General features: G+C 58.9%; 32 protein-coding genes. 14 read left to right on the top strand and 18 right to left on the bottom strand.

Annotation, left to right across the window (positions count from 1 at the left end):
* Nucleotides 1-10 precede the first annotated feature (10 nt).
* The 16 genes from G9Q37_RS05425 to G9Q37_RS05350 all read right to left on the bottom strand — a co-directional run bounded on the left by G9Q37_RS05425 (nucleotide 11) and on the right by G9Q37_RS05350 (nucleotide 10,637).
* Nucleotides 11-427 carry a hypothetical protein gene (locus G9Q37_RS05425; protein ID WP_166225648.1) on the bottom strand — a complete coding sequence of 139 codons (417 nt, stop codon included), beginning with the start codon at nucleotides 425-427 and terminating at the stop codon, nucleotides 11-13.
* 10 nt (nucleotides 428-437) lie between these two features.
* The gene (locus G9Q37_RS05420) at nucleotides 438-2,816 is read right to left on the bottom strand and encodes a portal protein (protein WP_166225645.1); all 2,379 of its coding nucleotides are present in this window, start codon (nucleotides 2,814-2,816) and stop codon (nucleotides 438-440) included.
* Nucleotides 2,782-3,147: a GNAT family N-acetyltransferase gene (locus G9Q37_RS05415; protein ID WP_166225642.1), complete on the bottom strand. Its 366-nt coding sequence runs from the start codon at nucleotides 3,145-3,147 to the stop codon at nucleotides 2,782-2,784. Before G9Q37_RS05415 ends, G9Q37_RS05420 begins: the two co-directional genes overlap by 35 nt.
* Nucleotides 3,144-4,499, bottom strand: coding sequence for a phage terminase large subunit (locus G9Q37_RS05410; RefSeq protein ID WP_166225639.1), 1,356 nt, complete (start codon nucleotides 4,497-4,499; stop codon nucleotides 3,144-3,146). The genes G9Q37_RS05415 and G9Q37_RS05410 overlap by 4 nt, the downstream gene beginning before the upstream one ends.
* On the bottom strand, nucleotides 4,486-4,920 hold the full coding sequence (locus tag G9Q37_RS05405) for a helix-turn-helix domain-containing protein (RefSeq protein WP_166225636.1): 435 nt from the start codon (nucleotides 4,918-4,920) through the stop codon (nucleotides 4,486-4,488). Before G9Q37_RS05405 ends, G9Q37_RS05410 begins: the two co-directional genes overlap by 14 nt.
* 496 nt (nucleotides 4,921-5,416) lie before the next feature.
* Entirely contained in the window at nucleotides 5,417-5,890 is a 474-nt protein-coding gene (locus G9Q37_RS05400; protein WP_166225633.1) for a DnaJ-like cysteine-rich domain-containing protein, read from the bottom strand.
* On the bottom strand, nucleotides 5,887-6,126 hold the full coding sequence (locus G9Q37_RS05395; protein WP_166225630.1) for a hypothetical protein: 240 nt from the start codon (nucleotides 6,124-6,126) through the stop codon (nucleotides 5,887-5,889). The genes G9Q37_RS05400 and G9Q37_RS05395 overlap by 4 nt, the downstream gene beginning before the upstream one ends.
* On the bottom strand, nucleotides 6,123-6,662 hold the full coding sequence (locus G9Q37_RS05390; protein ID WP_166225627.1) for a hypothetical protein: 540 nt from the start codon (nucleotides 6,660-6,662) through the stop codon (nucleotides 6,123-6,125). Before G9Q37_RS05390 ends, G9Q37_RS05395 begins: the two co-directional genes overlap by 4 nt.
* Entirely contained in the window at nucleotides 6,659-7,249 is a 591-nt protein-coding gene (locus G9Q37_RS05385) for a recombination protein NinG (protein ID WP_166225624.1), read from the bottom strand. The genes G9Q37_RS05390 and G9Q37_RS05385 overlap by 4 nt, the downstream gene beginning before the upstream one ends.
* Entirely contained in the window at nucleotides 7,246-7,851 is a 606-nt protein-coding gene (locus G9Q37_RS05380) for a hypothetical protein (RefSeq protein WP_205710725.1), read from the bottom strand. Before G9Q37_RS05380 ends, G9Q37_RS05385 begins: the two co-directional genes overlap by 4 nt.
* Nucleotides 7,848-8,264, bottom strand: a complete 417-nt coding sequence (locus G9Q37_RS05375) for a recombination protein NinB (protein ID WP_240936526.1) — start codon at nucleotides 8,262-8,264, stop codon at nucleotides 7,848-7,850. The genes G9Q37_RS05380 and G9Q37_RS05375 overlap by 4 nt, the downstream gene beginning before the upstream one ends.
* A 100-nt stretch (nucleotides 8,265-8,364) precedes the next feature.
* Nucleotides 8,365-8,667 carry a hypothetical protein gene (locus G9Q37_RS05370; protein ID WP_166225621.1) on the bottom strand — a complete coding sequence of 101 codons (303 nt, stop codon included), beginning with the start codon at nucleotides 8,665-8,667 and terminating at the stop codon, nucleotides 8,365-8,367.
* Entirely contained in the window at nucleotides 8,664-8,963 is a 300-nt protein-coding gene (locus tag G9Q37_RS05365; RefSeq protein ID WP_166225618.1) for a hypothetical protein, read from the bottom strand. The genes G9Q37_RS05370 and G9Q37_RS05365 overlap by 4 nt, the downstream gene beginning before the upstream one ends.
* A 175-nt stretch (nucleotides 8,964-9,138) precedes the next feature.
* Nucleotides 9,139-9,588 (bottom strand): hypothetical protein, encoded by a 450-nt coding sequence (locus tag G9Q37_RS05360; RefSeq protein WP_166225615.1) that lies wholly within the window; start codon nucleotides 9,586-9,588, stop codon nucleotides 9,139-9,141.
* Entirely contained in the window at nucleotides 9,585-10,496 is a 912-nt protein-coding gene (locus G9Q37_RS05355) for a DNA-binding protein (RefSeq protein ID WP_166225612.1), read from the bottom strand. The genes G9Q37_RS05360 and G9Q37_RS05355 overlap by 4 nt, the downstream gene beginning before the upstream one ends.
* Nucleotides 10,497-10,637, bottom strand: a complete 141-nt coding sequence (locus G9Q37_RS05350; protein ID WP_166225609.1) for a hypothetical protein — start codon at nucleotides 10,635-10,637, stop codon at nucleotides 10,497-10,499. It abuts the gene before it with no gap.
* Nucleotides 10,638-10,648: 11 nt separating this feature from the next.
* Between G9Q37_RS05350 and G9Q37_RS05345 the strand changes: the two genes are divergently transcribed.
* Entirely contained in the window at nucleotides 10,649-10,792 is a 144-nt protein-coding gene (locus G9Q37_RS05345) for a hypothetical protein (protein ID WP_166225606.1), read from the top strand.
* Between the two features lie 2 nt (nucleotides 10,793-10,794).
* Here G9Q37_RS05345 and G9Q37_RS05340 read toward each other — a convergent pair whose 3' ends face one another.
* The gene (locus G9Q37_RS05340) at nucleotides 10,795-11,181 is read right to left on the bottom strand and encodes a hypothetical protein (protein ID WP_166225603.1); all 387 of its coding nucleotides are present in this window, start codon (nucleotides 11,179-11,181) and stop codon (nucleotides 10,795-10,797) included.
* An 87-nt stretch (nucleotides 11,182-11,268) separates the two neighbouring features.
* Entirely contained in the window at nucleotides 11,269-11,484 is a 216-nt protein-coding gene (locus G9Q37_RS05335) for a helix-turn-helix domain-containing protein (protein ID WP_166225600.1), read from the bottom strand.
* 63 nt (nucleotides 11,485-11,547) lie between these two features.
* Here G9Q37_RS05335 and G9Q37_RS05330 point away from each other — a divergent pair, with 63 nt between their 5' ends.
* The 13 genes from G9Q37_RS05330 to G9Q37_RS05270 all read left to right on the top strand — a co-directional run bounded on the left by G9Q37_RS05330 (nucleotide 11,548) and on the right by G9Q37_RS05270 (nucleotide 15,768).
* A complete protein-coding gene (locus G9Q37_RS05330; RefSeq protein WP_166225597.1) occupies nucleotides 11,548-11,946 on the top strand; it encodes a hypothetical protein in 399 nt (132 codons plus the stop codon).
* Nucleotides 11,943-12,167 carry a hypothetical protein gene (locus G9Q37_RS05325; protein ID WP_166225594.1) on the top strand — a complete coding sequence of 75 codons (225 nt, stop codon included), beginning with the start codon at nucleotides 11,943-11,945 and terminating at the stop codon, nucleotides 12,165-12,167. Before G9Q37_RS05330 ends, G9Q37_RS05325 begins: the two co-directional genes overlap by 4 nt.
* On the top strand, nucleotides 12,164-12,532 hold the full coding sequence (locus G9Q37_RS05320) for a Rap1a/Tai family immunity protein (RefSeq protein WP_166225591.1): 369 nt from the start codon (nucleotides 12,164-12,166) through the stop codon (nucleotides 12,530-12,532). Before G9Q37_RS05325 ends, G9Q37_RS05320 begins: the two co-directional genes overlap by 4 nt.
* 180 nt (nucleotides 12,533-12,712) lie before the next feature.
* The gene (locus G9Q37_RS05315) at nucleotides 12,713-12,913 is read left to right on the top strand and encodes an FAD-dependent oxidoreductase (protein WP_166225588.1); all 201 of its coding nucleotides are present in this window, start codon (nucleotides 12,713-12,715) and stop codon (nucleotides 12,911-12,913) included.
* A 17-nt stretch (nucleotides 12,914-12,930) separates the two neighbouring features.
* Nucleotides 12,931-13,293 carry a hypothetical protein gene (locus G9Q37_RS05310; RefSeq protein ID WP_166225585.1) on the top strand — a complete coding sequence of 121 codons (363 nt, stop codon included), beginning with the start codon at nucleotides 12,931-12,933 and terminating at the stop codon, nucleotides 13,291-13,293.
* Nucleotides 13,290-13,559, top strand: coding sequence for a hypothetical protein (locus G9Q37_RS05305; protein WP_166225582.1), 270 nt, complete (start codon nucleotides 13,290-13,292; stop codon nucleotides 13,557-13,559). The genes G9Q37_RS05310 and G9Q37_RS05305 overlap by 4 nt, the downstream gene beginning before the upstream one ends.
* A complete protein-coding gene (locus tag G9Q37_RS05300; protein ID WP_166225579.1) occupies nucleotides 13,556-13,777 on the top strand; it encodes a hypothetical protein in 222 nt (73 codons plus the stop codon). The genes G9Q37_RS05305 and G9Q37_RS05300 overlap by 4 nt, the downstream gene beginning before the upstream one ends.
* Nucleotides 13,774-14,007 carry a hypothetical protein gene (locus G9Q37_RS05295; protein ID WP_166225576.1) on the top strand — a complete coding sequence of 78 codons (234 nt, stop codon included), beginning with the start codon at nucleotides 13,774-13,776 and terminating at the stop codon, nucleotides 14,005-14,007. The genes G9Q37_RS05300 and G9Q37_RS05295 overlap by 4 nt, the downstream gene beginning before the upstream one ends.
* On the top strand, nucleotides 14,004-14,183 hold the full coding sequence (locus tag G9Q37_RS05290; RefSeq protein WP_166225573.1) for a hypothetical protein: 180 nt from the start codon (nucleotides 14,004-14,006) through the stop codon (nucleotides 14,181-14,183). The genes G9Q37_RS05295 and G9Q37_RS05290 overlap by 4 nt, the downstream gene beginning before the upstream one ends.
* Before the next feature lie 169 nt (nucleotides 14,184-14,352).
* Nucleotides 14,353-14,538: a hypothetical protein gene (locus G9Q37_RS05285; RefSeq protein ID WP_166225570.1), complete on the top strand. Its 186-nt coding sequence runs from the start codon at nucleotides 14,353-14,355 to the stop codon at nucleotides 14,536-14,538.
* 68 nt (nucleotides 14,539-14,606) lie between these two features.
* Nucleotides 14,607-14,798 (top strand): hypothetical protein, encoded by a 192-nt coding sequence (locus G9Q37_RS05280; RefSeq protein WP_166225567.1) that lies wholly within the window; start codon nucleotides 14,607-14,609, stop codon nucleotides 14,796-14,798.
* A 107-nt stretch (nucleotides 14,799-14,905) separates the two neighbouring features.
* Complete coding sequence (locus G9Q37_RS05275; protein ID WP_166225564.1) at nucleotides 14,906-15,481, top strand: Sak single strand annealing protein; 576 nt, start codon at nucleotides 14,906-14,908, stop codon at nucleotides 15,479-15,481.
* Nucleotides 15,482-15,483: 2 nt separating this feature from the next.
* Nucleotides 15,484-15,768: a hypothetical protein gene (locus G9Q37_RS05270; protein WP_166225561.1), complete on the top strand. Its 285-nt coding sequence runs from the start codon at nucleotides 15,484-15,486 to the stop codon at nucleotides 15,766-15,768.
* Nucleotides 15,769-15,791: the final 23 nt, after the last annotated feature.

Genomic DNA, 15,791 nt, shown 5'->3' with positions numbered 1-15,791 from the left:
CAAACCCCTATCAGCCGAGCGAAATCACACCGTTGGTGTTGTCAAGGTCAACCGTGAACGTGTCACTGTTGGCCGACAGAAGCGTGATGCTTGAACCGTAGTCCCAATAGCCAACTTGCAGGTTGACGGTCTTGTCAACAAGCGTTGCATATCGGAAAGGACCGATGTTCGCACCCGATGCAGTCCAAGTCGGCGGATCGGAAAGAATCAGGCGATACGTGCCAGCCGATTCCGTCGAGCTGGTCGTCGTGACGTTGGCCCCGCCTTGGGTGTAGCCGCCGCCCGTTGCGAGGTCAGACGTACCAGCCGTGAACGCCGTGCCAGTCGGAGCCGTGTTCGTCAGGGCGATTGCCCACTGATCCGAGCCGCAGTTGATCGACTCAACAAGCGCCTCTCGGCTGCCGGGGATTTTGTTGAACGTTGCCATTCAGTACCTTTCAGGCCACTTGGCCGCTTTCAATAACGATCGTTCGCCCGTTGCTCAAGGTCGCACGCTTCGGTGCGGTCTGAGCTTTCACAAGCGCCTCTTGCATCTGCGCAATGGCCTGCACGGTCATTTGTGCGCTGTCTTGCACGGCCTGCATCACCTGCTCGTTCTGGCCCGCAAGCTGCTGAACCATCCCGGCAAGCTCTTGAAGTGCTGCCATCTCTTGCGCCTCCGCCTCGGCTTCTGCCGCTTCCTCGGCCTCGTTCTCGGGCTCCATCGGCGCAACAGGTTCGGGCGGCGTCATGGCCTGCTGAACGCGGCTCATCGCCTCTTGCTCTGCCGATTGCAGTTGCTGCTGCGCCTTGAGAACGTAGTTCTCCGTTTCCGCCTTGATGCGCTTGGATTCCTCCATCTGCGCTTTCAACTCGGCCTGTCGCTGCTTGTCCTGCGTCTGCGACAACTCCTGTTCCATGCCTTGAATAGCTTGGTCAAGCTGCTGCATCTGCTGCTGCATCTGCTGCATGGCCGCCTGCGCTTGGGGAGGAATCCCTTCCTTGCCCTTGTCGTCATCGACCAACTGCGCAATCGTGGGAAGCTTCTTCATCCGCTCGGCCAGCTCATCGGCCATCGGGAAGTCGTAAGTCTTCATCACGATGTCGCCCGCCACATCCATCAGCGGCGGGTACTTCGACGCCAACTCAGTCATCGCCGCAGAGGCTTCCTGACGCTGGGTCGCATAGCTCGGGCCGGTGTCAATAACGACGTCATACCGACCCACACCCGGGTTGAAAATCTTGTCAACCGCCGAGTTGCTTTCCGCATAAGCCTCAGGCATGTCCGGGTTGAGCAACGCGGAATCCTGCTTGCCATCAAGCCCAAGAATGCGAACAACCCTCTGCTGCTCGTACACCTTCGGGATCAGGTCAAGAATCACCTTGGCCTCGTACTTCAGCGCACGGGCCAGGTTGTCCGGAAAGTGGAAGGTAGCAATCTCGCCTTGCTGTTTCAGGCGCTGAATACCCACACCCGACTGCGCTTCGGAACGAATGCCGAAGTTGGCCGATTGCTGACCAGAAGCGGCGCGCATTTGCTCGGTTGCCAACTGGAGCATCTGCACCTGAGCCGTGGGCATCGTTGCCGAGGGCTGGCGCTGCGGCTGCGGGAGCGGCTTGCCTTCGTCGTCGAAAGCGTTGTAGGGAAGATACGAACGGTTTTCGAGGTTCGCCATCCCCCAGATGTCTTCAAACCCTTCAATCGCCTCAGTCGGGGCCAGATAAGGCACCTTGTTCTGCAAAGCGAGGGTTTCTACAGCAGCGGAAAAGCTGTAATTCAGCATCCGCGCCGGGTCTTTGAGGTCGCGCACAATCCCCTTGCGGATGATGTCGCCGTTGACGTTCACCTCTTTCCCAAGCACCGTGATGATGGGGAAGTACTGACCGGGCCAATCGCGCTTATCGACGGGCTCAGTCTCGCCGCCCAGCAACTTGCACCACTTCCACAGCTTGCGCTTGGTCGGGCGCTCAAACACCACGCCAATCACCGGAACGCCGTCGTTCTGAACGAAGCCATCCTTGACCGCGAAGTCTTCCGGAAACTCGCTCTTGAGAACGGTCGTGCCGTCTTCCAAGAGATAGAGCGTGTCGTCGGCGTACTCGCACCAGAAATACTCAGCGCGGCGCACCTTGTCGCCTTTGACCCAGCCTTTCGGGTCTTCAACCCAGCTCGACGGGTCAATGTCCGGGTGTTCTTCCCTTGCGAGTTCCTTTGAGATGTCCTCAAAGATGAACCCCCACCGAGCGTCAGAACGATCCGGCTCTTTCGCGTCCGGGTCCACGTAGACCAAGAGCGGATTCATGATCGGCTTGACGCGGATCACTTGGTTGAAGGAGTTGTAGTCCTCGTACTCGGTGACGATGCGCCAGTACCCTTCCCCGCCGTAGATCGCGTGTTCTGCTGCCGTGTCGTGGGCCGTGTCCGCCGAACTCTCCGCCTGAATCGCACGCAGCATGCCGCCGAGAATCTTTGCGGTCTCCACATCTGCATGGTCGTCAACCGGCAGAATCTTCGCGCTGGGGCGGTTCTGGCGAATTTGGTTGATGATCTGGTTGCAGTGCTGCGCCGTAACGTTTACCGTCAGGCACGGCTTCTTGTTGATGTTCGCCCGGTCACGGTAGATCGCTTGCGGCCACTGCCAACCGTTGTCAGAGTCACCCATAACAAAACGGGTGTCCTCAATCGACAGCATGCGAGGGGCTTCATAAGCCTCTTTGGCGCGCTCATACCGAGCTTTTGCCGTCTCGACAATGGTCTTGGGCTCTTTGCCGTCGTCCTTGACGAGTTCCTTAGAGCCGCGCTTAGCCACGCACCACCCCGTCGATTGCTTGCGCAACACCACTCAAGCGAGGGCGGAAACTGGGAGCCCGAGCCATCAGAACCGGGTTGTCCTGCGTCCGGGCAAACCCGAAGCGCCGATACCAACCTTCAAGAGCCTTGAGACCTTGAACATGCCCAAACGGGCGCGGTTGAAGGATCAGCACCACACCATGGGCATCGGCTTCCTCGCACACAGACTTCACAAGCTCGGTTGCGTGGCCTTGTTTGCGATGTTCCGGATCGGTCCAGACCTTCACCAGCTCGCGCACGCGATCCATCTCTGGCGGCAGTTCGGGGTTCTTCACCACCTCACAGCTTGCGTGTTCGTTCTCAAAGTGTTGTTTCATGCGCCCATCCATGAATTGGTGTCGCTGTAGTGCCGATGTACGTTCGGGTCTTTCTTCTCGCGCTTGTCTGTCTTGGTGAGCCTTGGGAAAAGCTCAGCCAACACCCAAATCCAAGCGTCAGCACGGTTAGGGCTGTGCGAGCCGGTAAAGCCATGCGTTGAGAACCCAGCGAGTTCGTCTTCCAACTTCACGAACCGGCCTACATGTCGCACCTTGCCCTGCTCGTAGAGGGCTGAGAACGGCTCCGCTCGCTGCACCTTGCCGCGAGAGGCCGTCACCTTCTTGAAGTTTGTGCCTGGCCGAGCGACTTTGATCGTTTGCTCAACCATCGCGCCGCCGAAGTTCGTTTCACCGACCACGCAATCGGCCTCATGGCGCTCATAAGCGTTTGTGGCGACCTTGCCCCACGTTCCCGGACCCGCCTTGATCGTGCAGTCTTCAAGCAGGTAGGCGTTTCCATCCGTGCCTAGCGCCCCAACGACAATGCCAATCTCGTCGTTGTCTGCGTTGTCCACATCATCAGAACCTGAAGGGTCAACACCAACGACGACGCGAACGAAGTCAGGTACCACACCATCCTCGACGCGCCACTTATCCGTGAATTCCTCAGGAAACAGCGCATTCGGGTTTGCGTCAGCGAATCGACCTTCGAGGAAGCGAGCCCGCATCCGAGCTGGAAGGCCCTCAAGCGTCGCCAGATACTCGGGCGATAGGTTGGCTACGTTGTCCTTTGGGTTGATCTGGAACGAGGCGTAATCAAGCGGCTTTCGCACGCTCTCGCGCGTCTCTGGATCGACCTTTTCCACGAACAACCGATAAGTCCAGTGCGACTTGTTCGGCGGGTTGCAGTCGTAGAACGCCCGCAGTTTCAGCGGTCTTGACTGCTTGCCCTGCACCTGCTGCTCGGCAAGTTGAGCAAGCCGGGTGAGCGCAGTTGTCACCGACCCATACGGAATCTGGCTGCACTCGTTGAAGTACAGCGTTGCGAACTCCATCCCGAGAATCTTCTCGGTGCGGTCCTTGTCATCAAGACCAGCAAACCAGACTTGAGAACCACCCGCCAGTTCTGCGTAACCGTCCTGACTGTGCATCGTGTACTGCACACCAGGGAAAGCCACACGCATCACCTTCGGGAAGGTGTCCAGCACCACCGACGCTTTTAGGTGGTTGTAGCGAAAGCGGAAGATCGCGTGGCGGCTTCCCGGAGCCTTCAGCGCACGCATCACCAGATTGCGCACCAGAAGAAACGTCTTGCCACTCCTGGAGCCACCAAACAGCATCACATGCGTGCTGTCCGATGCGCAGGCGTCTTGGGCTTCTTCCTGCTTGGCTGTGAGCTTAAATCCGCTCATCCGCCGCAGTGGCTTGGATCACAACCGGTCCACCATTAGAGCCGGTCAACTCGACGGCTTTCGTTTCACGCCATTGCTCAGGGCGGCGGTTCTTCAACCAGAAGATTGCAGCGGTCGTGTCGGGTGGGTAGTACTTGCGAATCGGCGTCTGGACAATCTCTTTGTCCACCACGCGGATGTCGACCTCGTCGTGCTCGTAGCCGTTGGCCCTTGCGTATAGGCTGCGCTCGACTCTTTCGTCAGCCACATCCTTCCCGGCTTTTAAGGCCTGACAAAACTCAGGATGCTCTGCTTTCCAGCGGTACAAGGTGCGGACTTCAACTTCAAAGAAATCGGCGATTTCCATGTCGGTCGCACCAAGCTTGCACAGCTTCTCCGCCTGCGCGATGAAGGCCTCTTCAAATTTGGATGGTCGGCCCATGTTGAGCCCCTTGTCACTCGCCCTGCTGGGCGGACCCTGAAAGCCTGTCAGGTCAGGTTGTCAGTGTTCACTGACTTTGTAGGAGCAGGGCACGTATCCCTTGCGGTCAACTACGTGGCTTGGGCGGTGGATGCGGCCCTGCGGAAACGAAGCCGGTTACGCATCCGGCGGCCCTTCCGGCCCGAGTTAAGCCCGATGTATGCCGCAGGCGCCATCCAGGTAACGGCAATGCCCCTGGGTCGCTTACCCCTGCTTGTTGGCTCCGATCTGAGGCAGCGTGCTGGGTTAGTTCGTGGGCGAGGTTTGTTCCGCCAGCCTTCGGACCTCGACCCCACTATTTGGGCCGGCCAAGCGCCCTACTGTGTGACGCTCAGAAACGAAAAAGCCTCCGCTGTGGGAGGCTCTGAATTCGATAGTGACAGTTCTGCCCACACAAAGGGGGCGTCACTTTTTGCTCTTTTCCCGGTCCCGGGAATTTATCGACCGGCCCACGATATCAGAAGTCAAGCGCACGTGCAAGTCTTTTCATCATCTCGTTTGCGGCAATTGCGGAAAGCTGGTTTAGCTCCTGCTCCATCCAAACATGGGCGGCGTCACGGGGGTAAGGGCGCTTTCCTGAGCCGTGGCAATGGCTGCACAGGTTGTCCGACAGGGATGGCGTTCCTTGGATGGCCTCATAGCCCCGGCCGTCGCAAGCCGTGCACACCCCCTCGCAATGCCAGGCGAGCATTTCTCGGGCGATCTTCCATGCATCACCCTTCAAGGTCTTGCGCTTTTCCTTTGCCCGATTCAGGTGGTCGCCCAGCATTTCGGCCAATCGGTGCTTTTGGCTGGTCTTGCCTTGGTACATGACCGCCCAAAGCATCAGCGCCATCTCGTGACGTTGAGCCACCCACCCAGCAGCGGTGATGACGTCTGTCGCCCCATTTGCAGTGATGTACCGCTCGGTGATTGATGGGTGGTCGGTCATTGCGCTCCTTTCAGCCTCTCGGCCCATTCCTTCACCATCTCATGCCCCTTTGCCCTGTCTTCACCAAAGGTCGTCTGTAGCGCCTTGCGGTATGCGGGGGAGAAATCCTTGATCCGCACCGATTCACAGTAGTCCGGGGACTTCGCAAGGCTGCGAGCTGCACACCCCTTGCATCCGGCGTTGATCAGGCCGGTTAGGGGGTTGTTTTCGGCTTCCTGGCAGGCTTCACAGGTCATCGGATGAGCCCCGCAAATGGGTTGGCCTGCACTTGAGAATGACCCCGGCGGATGGCTCTCACGTAGGCCGGAGACACGCCTAGATCGGCTGCGACGGCTGGCGCAGAACGGTCGTCCAGCATGATCGAAAGCGCATCCTCTGCCGTCAGCTTCGTGGCTGGCTTGCACTTCGCCAGGTGAGCAGCGGCCTTGCGTCGGTCTCTGATCCCCTTGTCGTAGTGCGACTTGAGCAGCGTTCCCGCCGTCACCTGAACCAACAGCTCGGGGTTGATGCAATGCTCGTTCTGGCAGCGCGAGGTAACCCGTCGTCCCCACTGGATCGGCTTGTCAGGGAACGCGGCCATGTACATAGCCCGACGAACAGCCATGATCCGGCCACCAATGTTCACCTGAACGCAGACGCCGGTTTCCTTCTCGCGCTTGTAGTGCCACTTCTTGCCGCAGCACTGGCATTCCTTGCAATCGAGGCGAAGGCGCTCGTACACGATCCGGTTTGCTGCCGCTTTCGGCGGTCCCATGCTTTTGCGTTGCGTCATGCCTGCTGCTTCCTCAGTTCCTTGGTCTTGTTCCTGTACTTCTCTTTGATGGCGATGAGTTCGTCTCTCGTCCACTTCTTCGGGGTGTTGTCGGCCTCTAGGGCTTCCACCCGGGCCAACCCGATGCGAGCAATGAGGCCGATTCGATAGTCCACCGCCCTACCCGCTCCATAGCGGTTGCAGACGACAAGTTGACGGTGCGCGTTGTCTTCGTTGAATCGAAGATGCGAGGCGCTGCCAGTGGACCGGTAATGCCCACAATCCCAAAGGTGTCCACTGAGTCCTGCGGACGACACAGGGCGCTGACCGCAACAGATACAAGGCTTTTCTTCATCTCGCGTCCTCACGTACAGGTTGAACTCACGCTGTGCCTCTTTGATGAGTTGGGGAATCGTCTTTAGAGCTTCCTTGCGCTCTCTGGTCAGTGCCCGGTCAACCTTTGCAGCCATTCGAGCTTTCTTCGCTTCCTCGCGCTCTTTCTTTGCTGCCTGTGCCTCTGCCCATGGGGCTATGCAATCAGGGTGAATGCGCTGGCCTTCTTCGAGCTTCGCTCGGCAATGTGGACAGCGGGTGCGGCGGAAGGTCATGCCGCCTCCGACAATACGTTTGTCCTTCGCGCCAATTCAACCAGCCAATAAGCAAGGTCCGGCGGCGTATGCTCACGCTCTGCATCACCAAGTAAAGGTTGATAATCAGGATCGCCTTTGCGAATGTGCGTTCCGTCTGGCCTGCGCTTGTCTAGCCTGATGCGGCAATCCGACTTACCGAGTCGCAGCGGTATTGCGGGGATGTCTTGCGGTTCAATGCCAACGATGTAAAGCCAGGTTCGTTTCTGAGCTCGATGCCCCCACCACCATTGATGAATCGGCAGAGTCCATCCGCCGAATTCGTCGCGCTTTTGACCGCGTGGCAATTCCTGATCAACCCAAAGTTGCGATGACTCCGGGTGTTCCAGCACACCACCCCATTCGCGTACCTGAGCGACTGCCCAGCGTGCCAAATCCTTTTCATCAGGGCGCGGCCTAGCGAAAGCCCGAAGCCTTCCCCATGCCCTGCAAGGAGGATGCGCGACGACAGGACAGCCCCCAGGCCACTTGCGGGCATCGCGCTCGATATCCCAAACATCAACACTTGGCAAGGTCTTGTAAACGCTGTCAGCACGGGCGAAAAGAACGGCTACTTGCCTCACGCTTCCTCCCAAGCCCTGAACATCACGCCACGCTCTGCGCCGAAAGCCTCCATGAGCGTTTGCATGTCGCTCATCTCGCGCTTGGTCATGGACGAGGTGGACAAGCCCAGCGCCACAAAGCCAGAGCCATCAAGGTTCGGCACCACATCCAGCTTGCGCAGGCTCGCGGTAAAGAGGTGTTTCCAGTCCTCGGGCGTGAGCTTTCGGCCGTGCCAGTCCACCTGTTCGCTGATGTCGGTCAGCATCGACCACAGGCGGCGGTTTTGCGCCAGGCTGCGGGTTTCCGGCTTGACCTCGACCACCATGCGGTGACCGGCAATGAGCATTGCCTTAAGGGTGGGCCAGATGGTGGCGTTCAGGGCCTTGTGAGCCTGCACCGGCTCCCACATCGGAAGGGATAGGCGTTCGCTCATTTCTTCACCTTCCCCCGCAGCATGTAAAGGTGCTGCGCAGCCGACAGGTTCACGTAATGCGCGATCCGCTTGAGGGCTTCTGCGCAGAGTTGGTCAAGGTTCATTCCCCACCTCCAGCAGCACGACGGCTCAAAGAACGCATGAGGTCCGATTCCTCGGGCATGTTGATCACGGGAAGGGGGACGACATCGCAGCGAGGGATCCCCATCTCTTCACGCGCCCCAATCTCTTGGTAGAGGTTCCAGAGCGCTTGACTCGCAGCCCCTGCCATTGGCGAAAGCACGGCGTCTGCCTCGATGTAGGGATGATCGACAAGCCAGTCGTTGACCATCTGGAACATGATCCAAGCGCGGTCTAGCGCTTCGTGCTTGTGGAACTTGTCCAGCTTGTGCTCTTCGCTCATGCCGTCACCTCTTGAGGCTTGCCGAGAAGCTGAACCATCTCGTCGGTGGCGTCATCTCCGGGGTCGCGGATTGGGCGGAGCCACGCATCTGGCAAAGCGGTTTCCATCCGAGCATCACCCCACGAGTCCACTATTGGAGTTCCAATTGAACAGACCCACCAATGAAATCCTTCGCGGCGGTGATCAAAGATCTTCCTTTCGGCTTGCGTTGCTGGTCGAGCAATCTCAACAAGCTTTCCAGCGTTTTGAGCTCCGCTTCTCACGATCACAGCCAAATCACCGGGTTTGCAGTTCATGCTTTCGTCTCCACAAGTTGATAAGCCCCGCCAACACGCTCAACCGATCCGAGTTGGTCAACGAGGTACGAAAGAACCCACCGGCACACCCTTGGGGGCCAGCCAGTGATTTCCCTGAACTCATGCGCAGACAGCGGGCCGTGGCGCAGAAGCTCAATGGCTGCGTGGCGGCGGGTCATGCGGCTTCCTTCAACGCCTCGCGGGCGAAACGCAGCACGGTCGGATTGATCCGCTCGCATGCCTGGTAGCGGCGCAGGATGCTTCGAGCCCATTCCCTGCCGTCACCGCCCTTGGTCTGCACCTTCACCTTGAGGTCGCCCAGCTTTGCCAGCTCGGCACGCACGCGCTCAGGGTCTGCCTTCGGCTCGGGCAGTCGAGGCGCTTCCGGCATGGGTGCCTGTCGGCAGAGGTTGCGAAACTCGATCACGTTGGGGCACTTGGCCGGAAGGTTCTCCAGTGCCCAAGCAATGCGCGTGAGGCTATTGGCAAACACGCCAAGCTCATGCGCCCAAACGGACTTCACATCGTTGATCGGCGCTTGTCCGAGGCTTCTATTCCACGCCTCGCCGTAGGTCACCGACATACGCGTGAACAGACGGTCAATCGCTTGCAGTGAAAGGCTCATCGCTGAATCCCCAAGATTTCGAACCCATCGACATCGATCACCTCGCCGCCTTGCTTGCGGTCAGGGTGAATACGGCCGGTCATCTCCTCCCACCGCCGCATGCCGTCCTCTCGGTCCTGCTGGGCAAAGGTCATCCGGCTTTGCGTCTGGCGCTCATGCGGCTTGAGCCAGTCCGCCTGCATGCCCTGCGATCCGCGAAGGCACCACACCTGCAAGAACGCATCAAGGGCCATCCCCGCCTTCTCAGCCTCTTGCCGAGCGCCGTTCACCACGGTTTCGGTCACCGGGGCGGATTTCTTCTTTCGCAGGGTCAGCCAGTCAGCCCACGTCTGCTGGTCAACGTCGTGCGGGCAAGGTTGGTCGTGGGGGGCGCTGCGCTTGCGCGGCGCGCCTCCCTCTTTCTGCTCCTGCTTCTGTTTCTGCTTCTGCTTCTGCTTCTGCTTCTGGCTTGCAAGGGGCTCCGAAGGGGCTTCGATGGGGCTTGCGTTTTGATGCGGAATCGGCAGGTTGTAGGGAACCGCGTAGCGAGCCCTAAATGCTTGCCAGCATTGGTTTTTCGGAACCTTGGCAAGCTCGTTTTCAACACCCTTGCATCGCTTGTCCGATGCCGCCAGCGACTCGCCGACCTGGTGCAGTGCGAACTGGTGGACAAACACGTACTCATCAACCGCATCAAAGGTGCAGAAGTCCGCATCGATGAGGCTTTGAAGGGCCTTCGAAGCCCCTTCGATGGTCAGCCCGGTTTCGTGTGCCATGTAGGCAATCGGGCAGTGGTAGACGCCGATCATGTTGGCGTGAGGGCTCGTCATCAGATACAGGGCGAGCACCTGAGCCTCGGCATTGCCGCGCAGGGATTTGCCCGTCCGGCCAATCCAGAACTGCGGGGAAACCTTGCCGTAGTCGCGCATTTACTTCTTCCCCTGCTTGTTCGGCTTGGCAAAGCTGTAGGCGCTGGCCTTGCGGGGTGCGAGTTCGCGTTGTGCGCGCTTGGACAGGCCCTTCATGGGCTGTGCGCTGCCTTCGTTGGCGTGGGTGTTGGGCTTGGTCATGCGGGGTTTCCTTGCTGCTGCTCAACGTCGGCCAATCGAATCTCTTCGACCTGCTCAGCAGTAGCCAATTGGCCGGGAAACGTGTGGTACTCGGCAAGGAACTTGCGGCCCTCAAAGACCCGATAAACGCCGTGCGTGGCGTCAATGACGACTAATCTCATGCCACCACCCGAATGCCACCACGGGCCTTGAGTTGTTCAATGGCCTTGAGCGCGTGGTTCATGGTCTGCGCGGCGTTGTTGACCACCTCGACCAGCTTGATGGCCTCGTCTTCGGGGGCCTTGCGATCAGGGCGCGCATGCAGCGTCTCGTCGCAGGCGTACATCAGCGGGTCGTAGCACTCGCAGAAGGCCATCAGGCGCACCACCTGGCCGAAGGTCAGGCGTTCGTCGCCTTGAGAGTCGGTGCAGCGCTTGAGCTTGGCGTAGGCGCTCTCGGGCTTCATGTCGGGGAACATGTGCGCTGCAACCAGCTTGAAAGGCTTTCCGCAGTCGCTGATGGCTTGGCGGATGGCATCAAACTCGTCGTCGTAGAACAGCTTCATCAGGGGCTCCCTAAGGTTTAGGGTCGGTTAGGGGTGACGGTTTCAGGCGAAAAAAAGGACGATTCGTCCATGCAGAACGAAACGTCCTTAGCCCGCCTCGGCGGTCTTACTGTCAGGCGTGCGCGCCTTGACCATTTCTTCGAGCGTCACCTTGTTTTTGGTGAACGCCCGAACGGCCTGCATGTACTTCACGGGGACGCCCTCGTCCGCCATCTGACTGATGCGGCCCACGGTGACGTCAAGGTGTGCAGCCAGTGCGGTGTATCGGCCCCGCTCGGCATCAAGCCATGTCTTGAGTTCCATGGCCCGAGTTTAGATGTTCGTAAACCATGGCGTCAAGGTTTACCTAAACCGCCTGTCGCTAGGATGACCAACACCATGGAAGAAGTCCGCAAGCACTGGCTCAAGCACTTGCTGCGCACCCGGTTCAACAACGAACGGTCGGATTTGATCCGAGCGGCAGGAATCACGAAGGGCCGGCTTTCCCAGCTTCTGGCGGACGGTTTCGGAGACACGTCCGCCAAGCGTCTAGTCGAAAGCCTCGGCTTGCCAGCGAACTACTTCGACCGGCCTATCCCCCATGAAGAGGGTGACAGCCTGAGCGAAGAGGCTTTACAAATCGCGCGTCAGTTCGAGAAGATGGACGAGGCCGAGCGCAAGCGCTTCCGGTGGTTCATGATCCTTGCCAGAAATGGCATTGATCCGACCCACATTCCGCCAGCTCCGCCCCTTGAACAACCCGTGACCAAGAAGGCCAAGAAATGAAGCTGTACGCCCTGGTGCTCGCCGCCGTGCTTGCCGGTTGTGCGAGCCAGCCCAAAACCGTGTGGGTCAAAGCTGGATCGACTGAAGACGAGTTCATGCGAGACCGAGGCCAGTGCATGCAGGCGACGTTCTCCGTACCCCTGGCGACCAAAATGCAGCAGATGATGGTTTACGCCAGTTGCATGCAGGGCAAAGGTTGGCGCGAGGTTCCTGTAGCATGAAACGAGCTGCGCTGCTTGGACTGATTGTGGCCGCCGGTCAGTCTTGGGCGCTAACCGGAAACCAGGTTTTGGAACTCATGCCCGCAGATAGAGACGGTGATCTGCTCTTGAGTACCTACGCACGCGGGTTATTGGATGCTGAAACACTTGTGCGGGTAAACGGAATATCTGCGGCAAGAGCGGGCGCGCAGTACGCTCCGTCGTTTTGCACGCCCAAGGGCGCTAGCGTTTCCCAAGCTGCCGCTATCGTGCGCAAGGAGTTGTTGTCTGCGCCCGAGAACAATCATCAAGACATCGCCGTGATAGCTAGGCGATCTTTGTTGAAAGCGTGGCCTTGCGACGACTCTTGGATCAAGCGTGACTGACCCTCGCGCGCTGAGATGAGCTAGCCCGCCTCGAGCGGGTTTTTTGTTGCCCGTTCGCATCGCCGCTCATCGGATGACCGACGTTTCACGCCGGACGGTTTAGGTTTTGCTTGACTGCTGGTTTACGTCTCTCTAAACTGCATCCATCGCCTCACCAGAGGCAAATACAGGAGAGACGAGATGAGCACGCTTGTAGATCGGATTTATGCCCAAGCCCGCATCACTCCGGTTCGTCAAGAAAACCGAGTCCGCAGCATCAAAAGGCTTGAAAGCGGCGCGCTTGAGGTGACTCAGCAAAGCGGAGCGGTTTTCACCGTCTCCCAGGATGAGCCCGAGTTCCAAGCGTTTGTCGTTTGGATGGTGCTCAACACAGACGCCTAACCCACAGGAGAGATGCAGTGAGCAACCTTCCTCCCGGCGTCAGCTACTACAGCCCGAGCGCGCCTTGGAACGCACCGGATACGACGATGGCCGAGGTCATCGCACGCGAGCAAGTCACCGGCGCAAACGCTGATCTGACGTGCGAAACCTTCTCCGAGTGGGTCGCCACCTTTGAAAGCGACCTCACGCCCACTCTGCACAAGCCCACGCTGATCTACGGAGCGGTGAGCAATCCCGAGCTGCTGAAAGTGATCCTGTCGAACAAGTCGGATGAGCTTGTGTTGGCAGCGGTCAAAGAGCTTCGTGCGCGATACCTGGCTGACGGCTACACGCAGAAGGTGATCGAGGGTCTGGTGAGCGAATACATGGAGGCGGCATGAGCAAGCACACACCAAGCTTGACGCGCGAGCAAGTTCTCGCCATCGCCGACAAGTACGGAGAGTTTCAGTACGGAGACGCTCAAGGACACAAGCGGCTGGAGTTCGCGGCGGATGTGATTGCCGCTCATGAGCGCATCCGAGCTGCCGCGCCTGATTTGTTGTCCGTCTTGCTTGAGGCCGTTGAACAGCCTATGCGCACCGAGGGCAGCGAATGGTGGGTTCGGGTCAATGCCGCCATCCGCAAAGCCACCGGAGAGCAAGCATGAGCCTCAAGCAACTCAAGAAGCTGACGCGCGAGGCCGAGTTCCAGTTGATTGAGCGCATGGAACCCGGAGGGCTCAAGGTGACCGTTATCGGAGATCGCGTTGTGCATTGGTGGCCGGAAAGTCGCCGCCAAACAGCCTACGTTGAGGGCTCATCACACGGAGAAAACCGAGCCGACGCGCATCGCGTGATTCAGCTTGCCACCGGAGAAGGCGAATGAGCAGCGAAGGCACCGAATCGGCCCGCCGCATTGGCCGCGTCATCAAAGCCCGCGACTTCCAAGAGGCTCCCATCGAAATCCGCCACTTGGACGAGCGTGATTCGCAGTTCTCCCTTGCCCACGACTTCGGAATGAGCGAGTGGGCGGATACGGACATGGGGAGTCTGGAGTTGGAAGAGATCAAGCCGAGCAGGCTTGAACGCAACAAGCGTAGCTGGAGGAAAGCATGAAAGCCTACTTTCTCCAGTTCGCCGGAATCGTCCTTTTCGTTCTCGCCTTCATTGGTTGGCTGGGGAACATCTACAAGATTTTTGAGATGGCAGACGGTCCTGTGACGGCCATGCTGATCATCCGAATCGTGGGTGTTTTCTTCGCTCCTATGGGCTCTTTGCTGGGGTACATGTGATGAACACCCGTCGTTACCCGCGCACGCTGTGCGAAGCCTTCGGCCCGTATGCCCGAGGCCCCATTCACCCAATGCCCGAACGTGAGCCGCTTGGTCACAGGGTTGCATCGGCTCTTTCCGCAGTGATTGCGGTTGTCATGGTTGGCCTGCTGGCCTGGGGGGTGGTGTGATGAGCCTTGCCAAAGGACTTTCCATCTTGGCCGTTTGGCTTCTGGCATGGGTCTGGATAGGCGTGCTGATACTGCCAAGCATTGAGACGTTCGCAGTTCGCACCGGGGCGTTCTTTTCCATCGTCGTCGTTTGCCTCTTGGGCAACTTCGTTCTGTGCCACCGCTTTGCGACCGGGAAATGGTGATGACCTGCGAACACATGGACTCCCCCCGCTGCTCTCGCATCGGATGCCTGCACCCCCATGGTGTGTGCATGGTGAGCCTGCACCGCATCAACACGGAAACGATGACCAAGCCTGTAGCCGCTATCAAGGGAAAGGTGCAGGAAATCGACATTCCAGACGACTCGCGCATCACTGCTGCGAAGTTTGCCTATCGGACCAACAGACCCAAGGGCCTGCGCTACGCGATCCACAGGGCTTGGGTGGCATTTCGGAGGTCGTGATGCTCAAAGCCATCAGAGCAGCTTGGCGCGAGTTCCTGCGTGAGTTCAAGCGCCAGCTCCACATCAAGCGAACCCGACACATCCCCGATCCATTCAAAGGCTGACCAATGTCTGAACTTCTGAAAATCAACGTCAACCAGCACACCGAAAGCAAGAACGGGCTGACGTATCTGTCGTGGGCTTGGGCGTGGTCCGAAGTCCTCAAGATCGACCCCCAAGCCACTTGGGAGGCTGCTGAGTTCAACGGCATGCCCGCGTGTTTCATGCCTGACGGCTCGGCCATGGTGAAAACCTCGGTGTCGATCAAGGGCCACACGAAAACCTGCTGGCTTCCGGTGATGAACCACAAGAACCAGGCCATCAAGGGGCCGGATGCGTTCCAGATCAATACCGCCATCGTGCGGTGCCTGACCAAGACCATCAGCATGCACGGCCTTGGCCTCTACATCTACGCGGGCGAAGACTTGCCGCCGCTGGATACCGAAGCCCTCGATCAGTTCGCCGCCGAACTGGCGCAGCTTGAGGCCGAGGGCAACACCATGGAAGCGGTGCGCGAGTGGTACGCCAACGAGCATGTCCGCACCAGCAACGACGCACGCGAATACCTGTGGAAGCAACTGCGGGACCACTCTGCCCTGCGTGCTGCCATCAAAGCCAACAAACCCGAGCTTCAAGCCGCCTGACCATGCACATCACCATCCAACACCACGGCGAGCAATTCAACGTCGATCTGTCCAGCAAGGAAGGATCGGAAGCGTTCCTGTCCATCAAGGGGTGCCGGATCGTCTCCGGTCAGAAGGGCGACTTTGTGAGCTACCCGGCCCGCAAAACGGATCAGGGGAAATGGTGGAACCACGTTTGGGGCTCGGAGCGGTTCAACGCGGCGGTGCTGGAGAAGTACCACGCCACCAAGCCCGCCAAGCAGGCCCCGCGCAAGGGTGCATCCGCAGACGAAGACATCCCTTGGTAAGCCGCCTAACCAACATCAGGAGA

Origin of the sequence: Hydrogenophaga crocea (assembly GCF_011388215.1) — a bacterium.
Taxonomy (GTDB): domain Bacteria; phylum Pseudomonadota; class Gammaproteobacteria; order Burkholderiales; family Burkholderiaceae_C; genus Hydrogenophaga; species Hydrogenophaga crocea.
The sequence above is the reverse complement of the archived record's forward strand: the minus strand, read 5'-3'. Positions and strand labels throughout refer to the sequence as shown.

Bases quoted from the DNA above. Each gene is read 5' to 3' on its own strand.
- G9Q37_RS05425 (WP_166225648.1), bottom strand. From the start codon at position 427: ATGGCAACGTTCAACAAAATCCCCGGCAGCCGAGAGGCGCTTGTTGAG.
- G9Q37_RS05415 (WP_166225642.1), bottom strand. From the start codon at position 3,147: ATGAAACAACACTTTGAGAACGAACACGCAAGCTGTGAGGTGGTGAAG.
- G9Q37_RS05410 (WP_166225639.1), bottom strand. From the start codon at position 4,499: ATGAGCGGATTTAAGCTCACAGCCAAGCAGGAAGAAGCCCAAGACGCC.
- G9Q37_RS05405 (WP_166225636.1), bottom strand. From the start codon at position 4,920: ATGGGCCGACCATCCAAATTTGAAGAGGCCTTCATCGCGCAGGCGGAG.
- G9Q37_RS05400 (WP_166225633.1), bottom strand. From the start codon at position 5,890: ATGACCGACCACCCATCAATCACCGAGCGGTACATCACTGCAAATGGG.
- G9Q37_RS05395 (WP_166225630.1), bottom strand. From the start codon at position 6,126: ATGACCTGTGAAGCCTGCCAGGAAGCCGAAAACAACCCCCTAACCGGC.
- G9Q37_RS05390 (WP_166225627.1), bottom strand. From the start codon at position 6,662: ATGACGCAACGCAAAAGCATGGGACCGCCGAAAGCGGCAGCAAACCGG.
- G9Q37_RS05385 (WP_166225624.1), bottom strand. From the start codon at position 7,249: ATGACCTTCCGCCGCACCCGCTGTCCACATTGCCGAGCGAAGCTCGAA.
- G9Q37_RS05375 (WP_240936526.1), bottom strand. From the start codon at position 8,264: ATGAGCGAACGCCTATCCCTTCCGATGTGGGAGCCGGTGCAGGCTCAC.
- G9Q37_RS05370 (WP_166225621.1), bottom strand. From the start codon at position 8,667: ATGAGCGAAGAGCACAAGCTGGACAAGTTCCACAAGCACGAAGCGCTA.
- G9Q37_RS05365 (WP_166225618.1), bottom strand. From the start codon at position 8,963: ATGAACTGCAAACCCGGTGATTTGGCTGTGATCGTGAGAAGCGGAGCT.
- G9Q37_RS05360 (WP_166225615.1), bottom strand. From the start codon at position 9,588: ATGAGCCTTTCACTGCAAGCGATTGACCGTCTGTTCACGCGTATGTCG.
- G9Q37_RS05355 (WP_166225612.1), bottom strand. From the start codon at position 10,496: ATGCGCGACTACGGCAAGGTTTCCCCGCAGTTCTGGATTGGCCGGACG.
- G9Q37_RS05350 (WP_166225609.1), bottom strand. From the start codon at position 10,637: ATGACCAAGCCCAACACCCACGCCAACGAAGGCAGCGCACAGCCCATG.
- G9Q37_RS05340 (WP_166225603.1), bottom strand. From the start codon at position 11,181: ATGAAGCTGTTCTACGACGACGAGTTTGATGCCATCCGCCAAGCCATC.
- G9Q37_RS05335 (WP_166225600.1), bottom strand. From the start codon at position 11,484: ATGGAACTCAAGACATGGCTTGATGCCGAGCGGGGCCGATACACCGCA.
- G9Q37_RS05330 (WP_166225597.1), top strand. From the start codon at position 11,548: ATGACCAACACCATGGAAGAAGTCCGCAAGCACTGGCTCAAGCACTTG.
- G9Q37_RS05325 (WP_166225594.1), top strand. From the start codon at position 11,943: ATGAAGCTGTACGCCCTGGTGCTCGCCGCCGTGCTTGCCGGTTGTGCG.
- G9Q37_RS05320 (WP_166225591.1), top strand. From the start codon at position 12,164: ATGAAACGAGCTGCGCTGCTTGGACTGATTGTGGCCGCCGGTCAGTCT.
- G9Q37_RS05315 (WP_166225588.1), top strand. From the start codon at position 12,713: ATGAGCACGCTTGTAGATCGGATTTATGCCCAAGCCCGCATCACTCCG.
- G9Q37_RS05305 (WP_166225582.1), top strand. From the start codon at position 13,290: ATGAGCAAGCACACACCAAGCTTGACGCGCGAGCAAGTTCTCGCCATC.
- G9Q37_RS05300 (WP_166225579.1), top strand. From the start codon at position 13,556: ATGAGCCTCAAGCAACTCAAGAAGCTGACGCGCGAGGCCGAGTTCCAG.
- G9Q37_RS05295 (WP_166225576.1), top strand. From the start codon at position 13,774: ATGAGCAGCGAAGGCACCGAATCGGCCCGCCGCATTGGCCGCGTCATC.
- G9Q37_RS05290 (WP_166225573.1), top strand. From the start codon at position 14,004: ATGAAAGCCTACTTTCTCCAGTTCGCCGGAATCGTCCTTTTCGTTCTC.
- G9Q37_RS05285 (WP_166225570.1), top strand. From the start codon at position 14,353: ATGAGCCTTGCCAAAGGACTTTCCATCTTGGCCGTTTGGCTTCTGGCA.
- G9Q37_RS05280 (WP_166225567.1), top strand. From the start codon at position 14,607: ATGGTGAGCCTGCACCGCATCAACACGGAAACGATGACCAAGCCTGTA.
- G9Q37_RS05275 (WP_166225564.1), top strand. From the start codon at position 14,906: ATGTCTGAACTTCTGAAAATCAACGTCAACCAGCACACCGAAAGCAAG.
- G9Q37_RS05270 (WP_166225561.1), top strand. From the start codon at position 15,484: ATGCACATCACCATCCAACACCACGGCGAGCAATTCAACGTCGATCTG.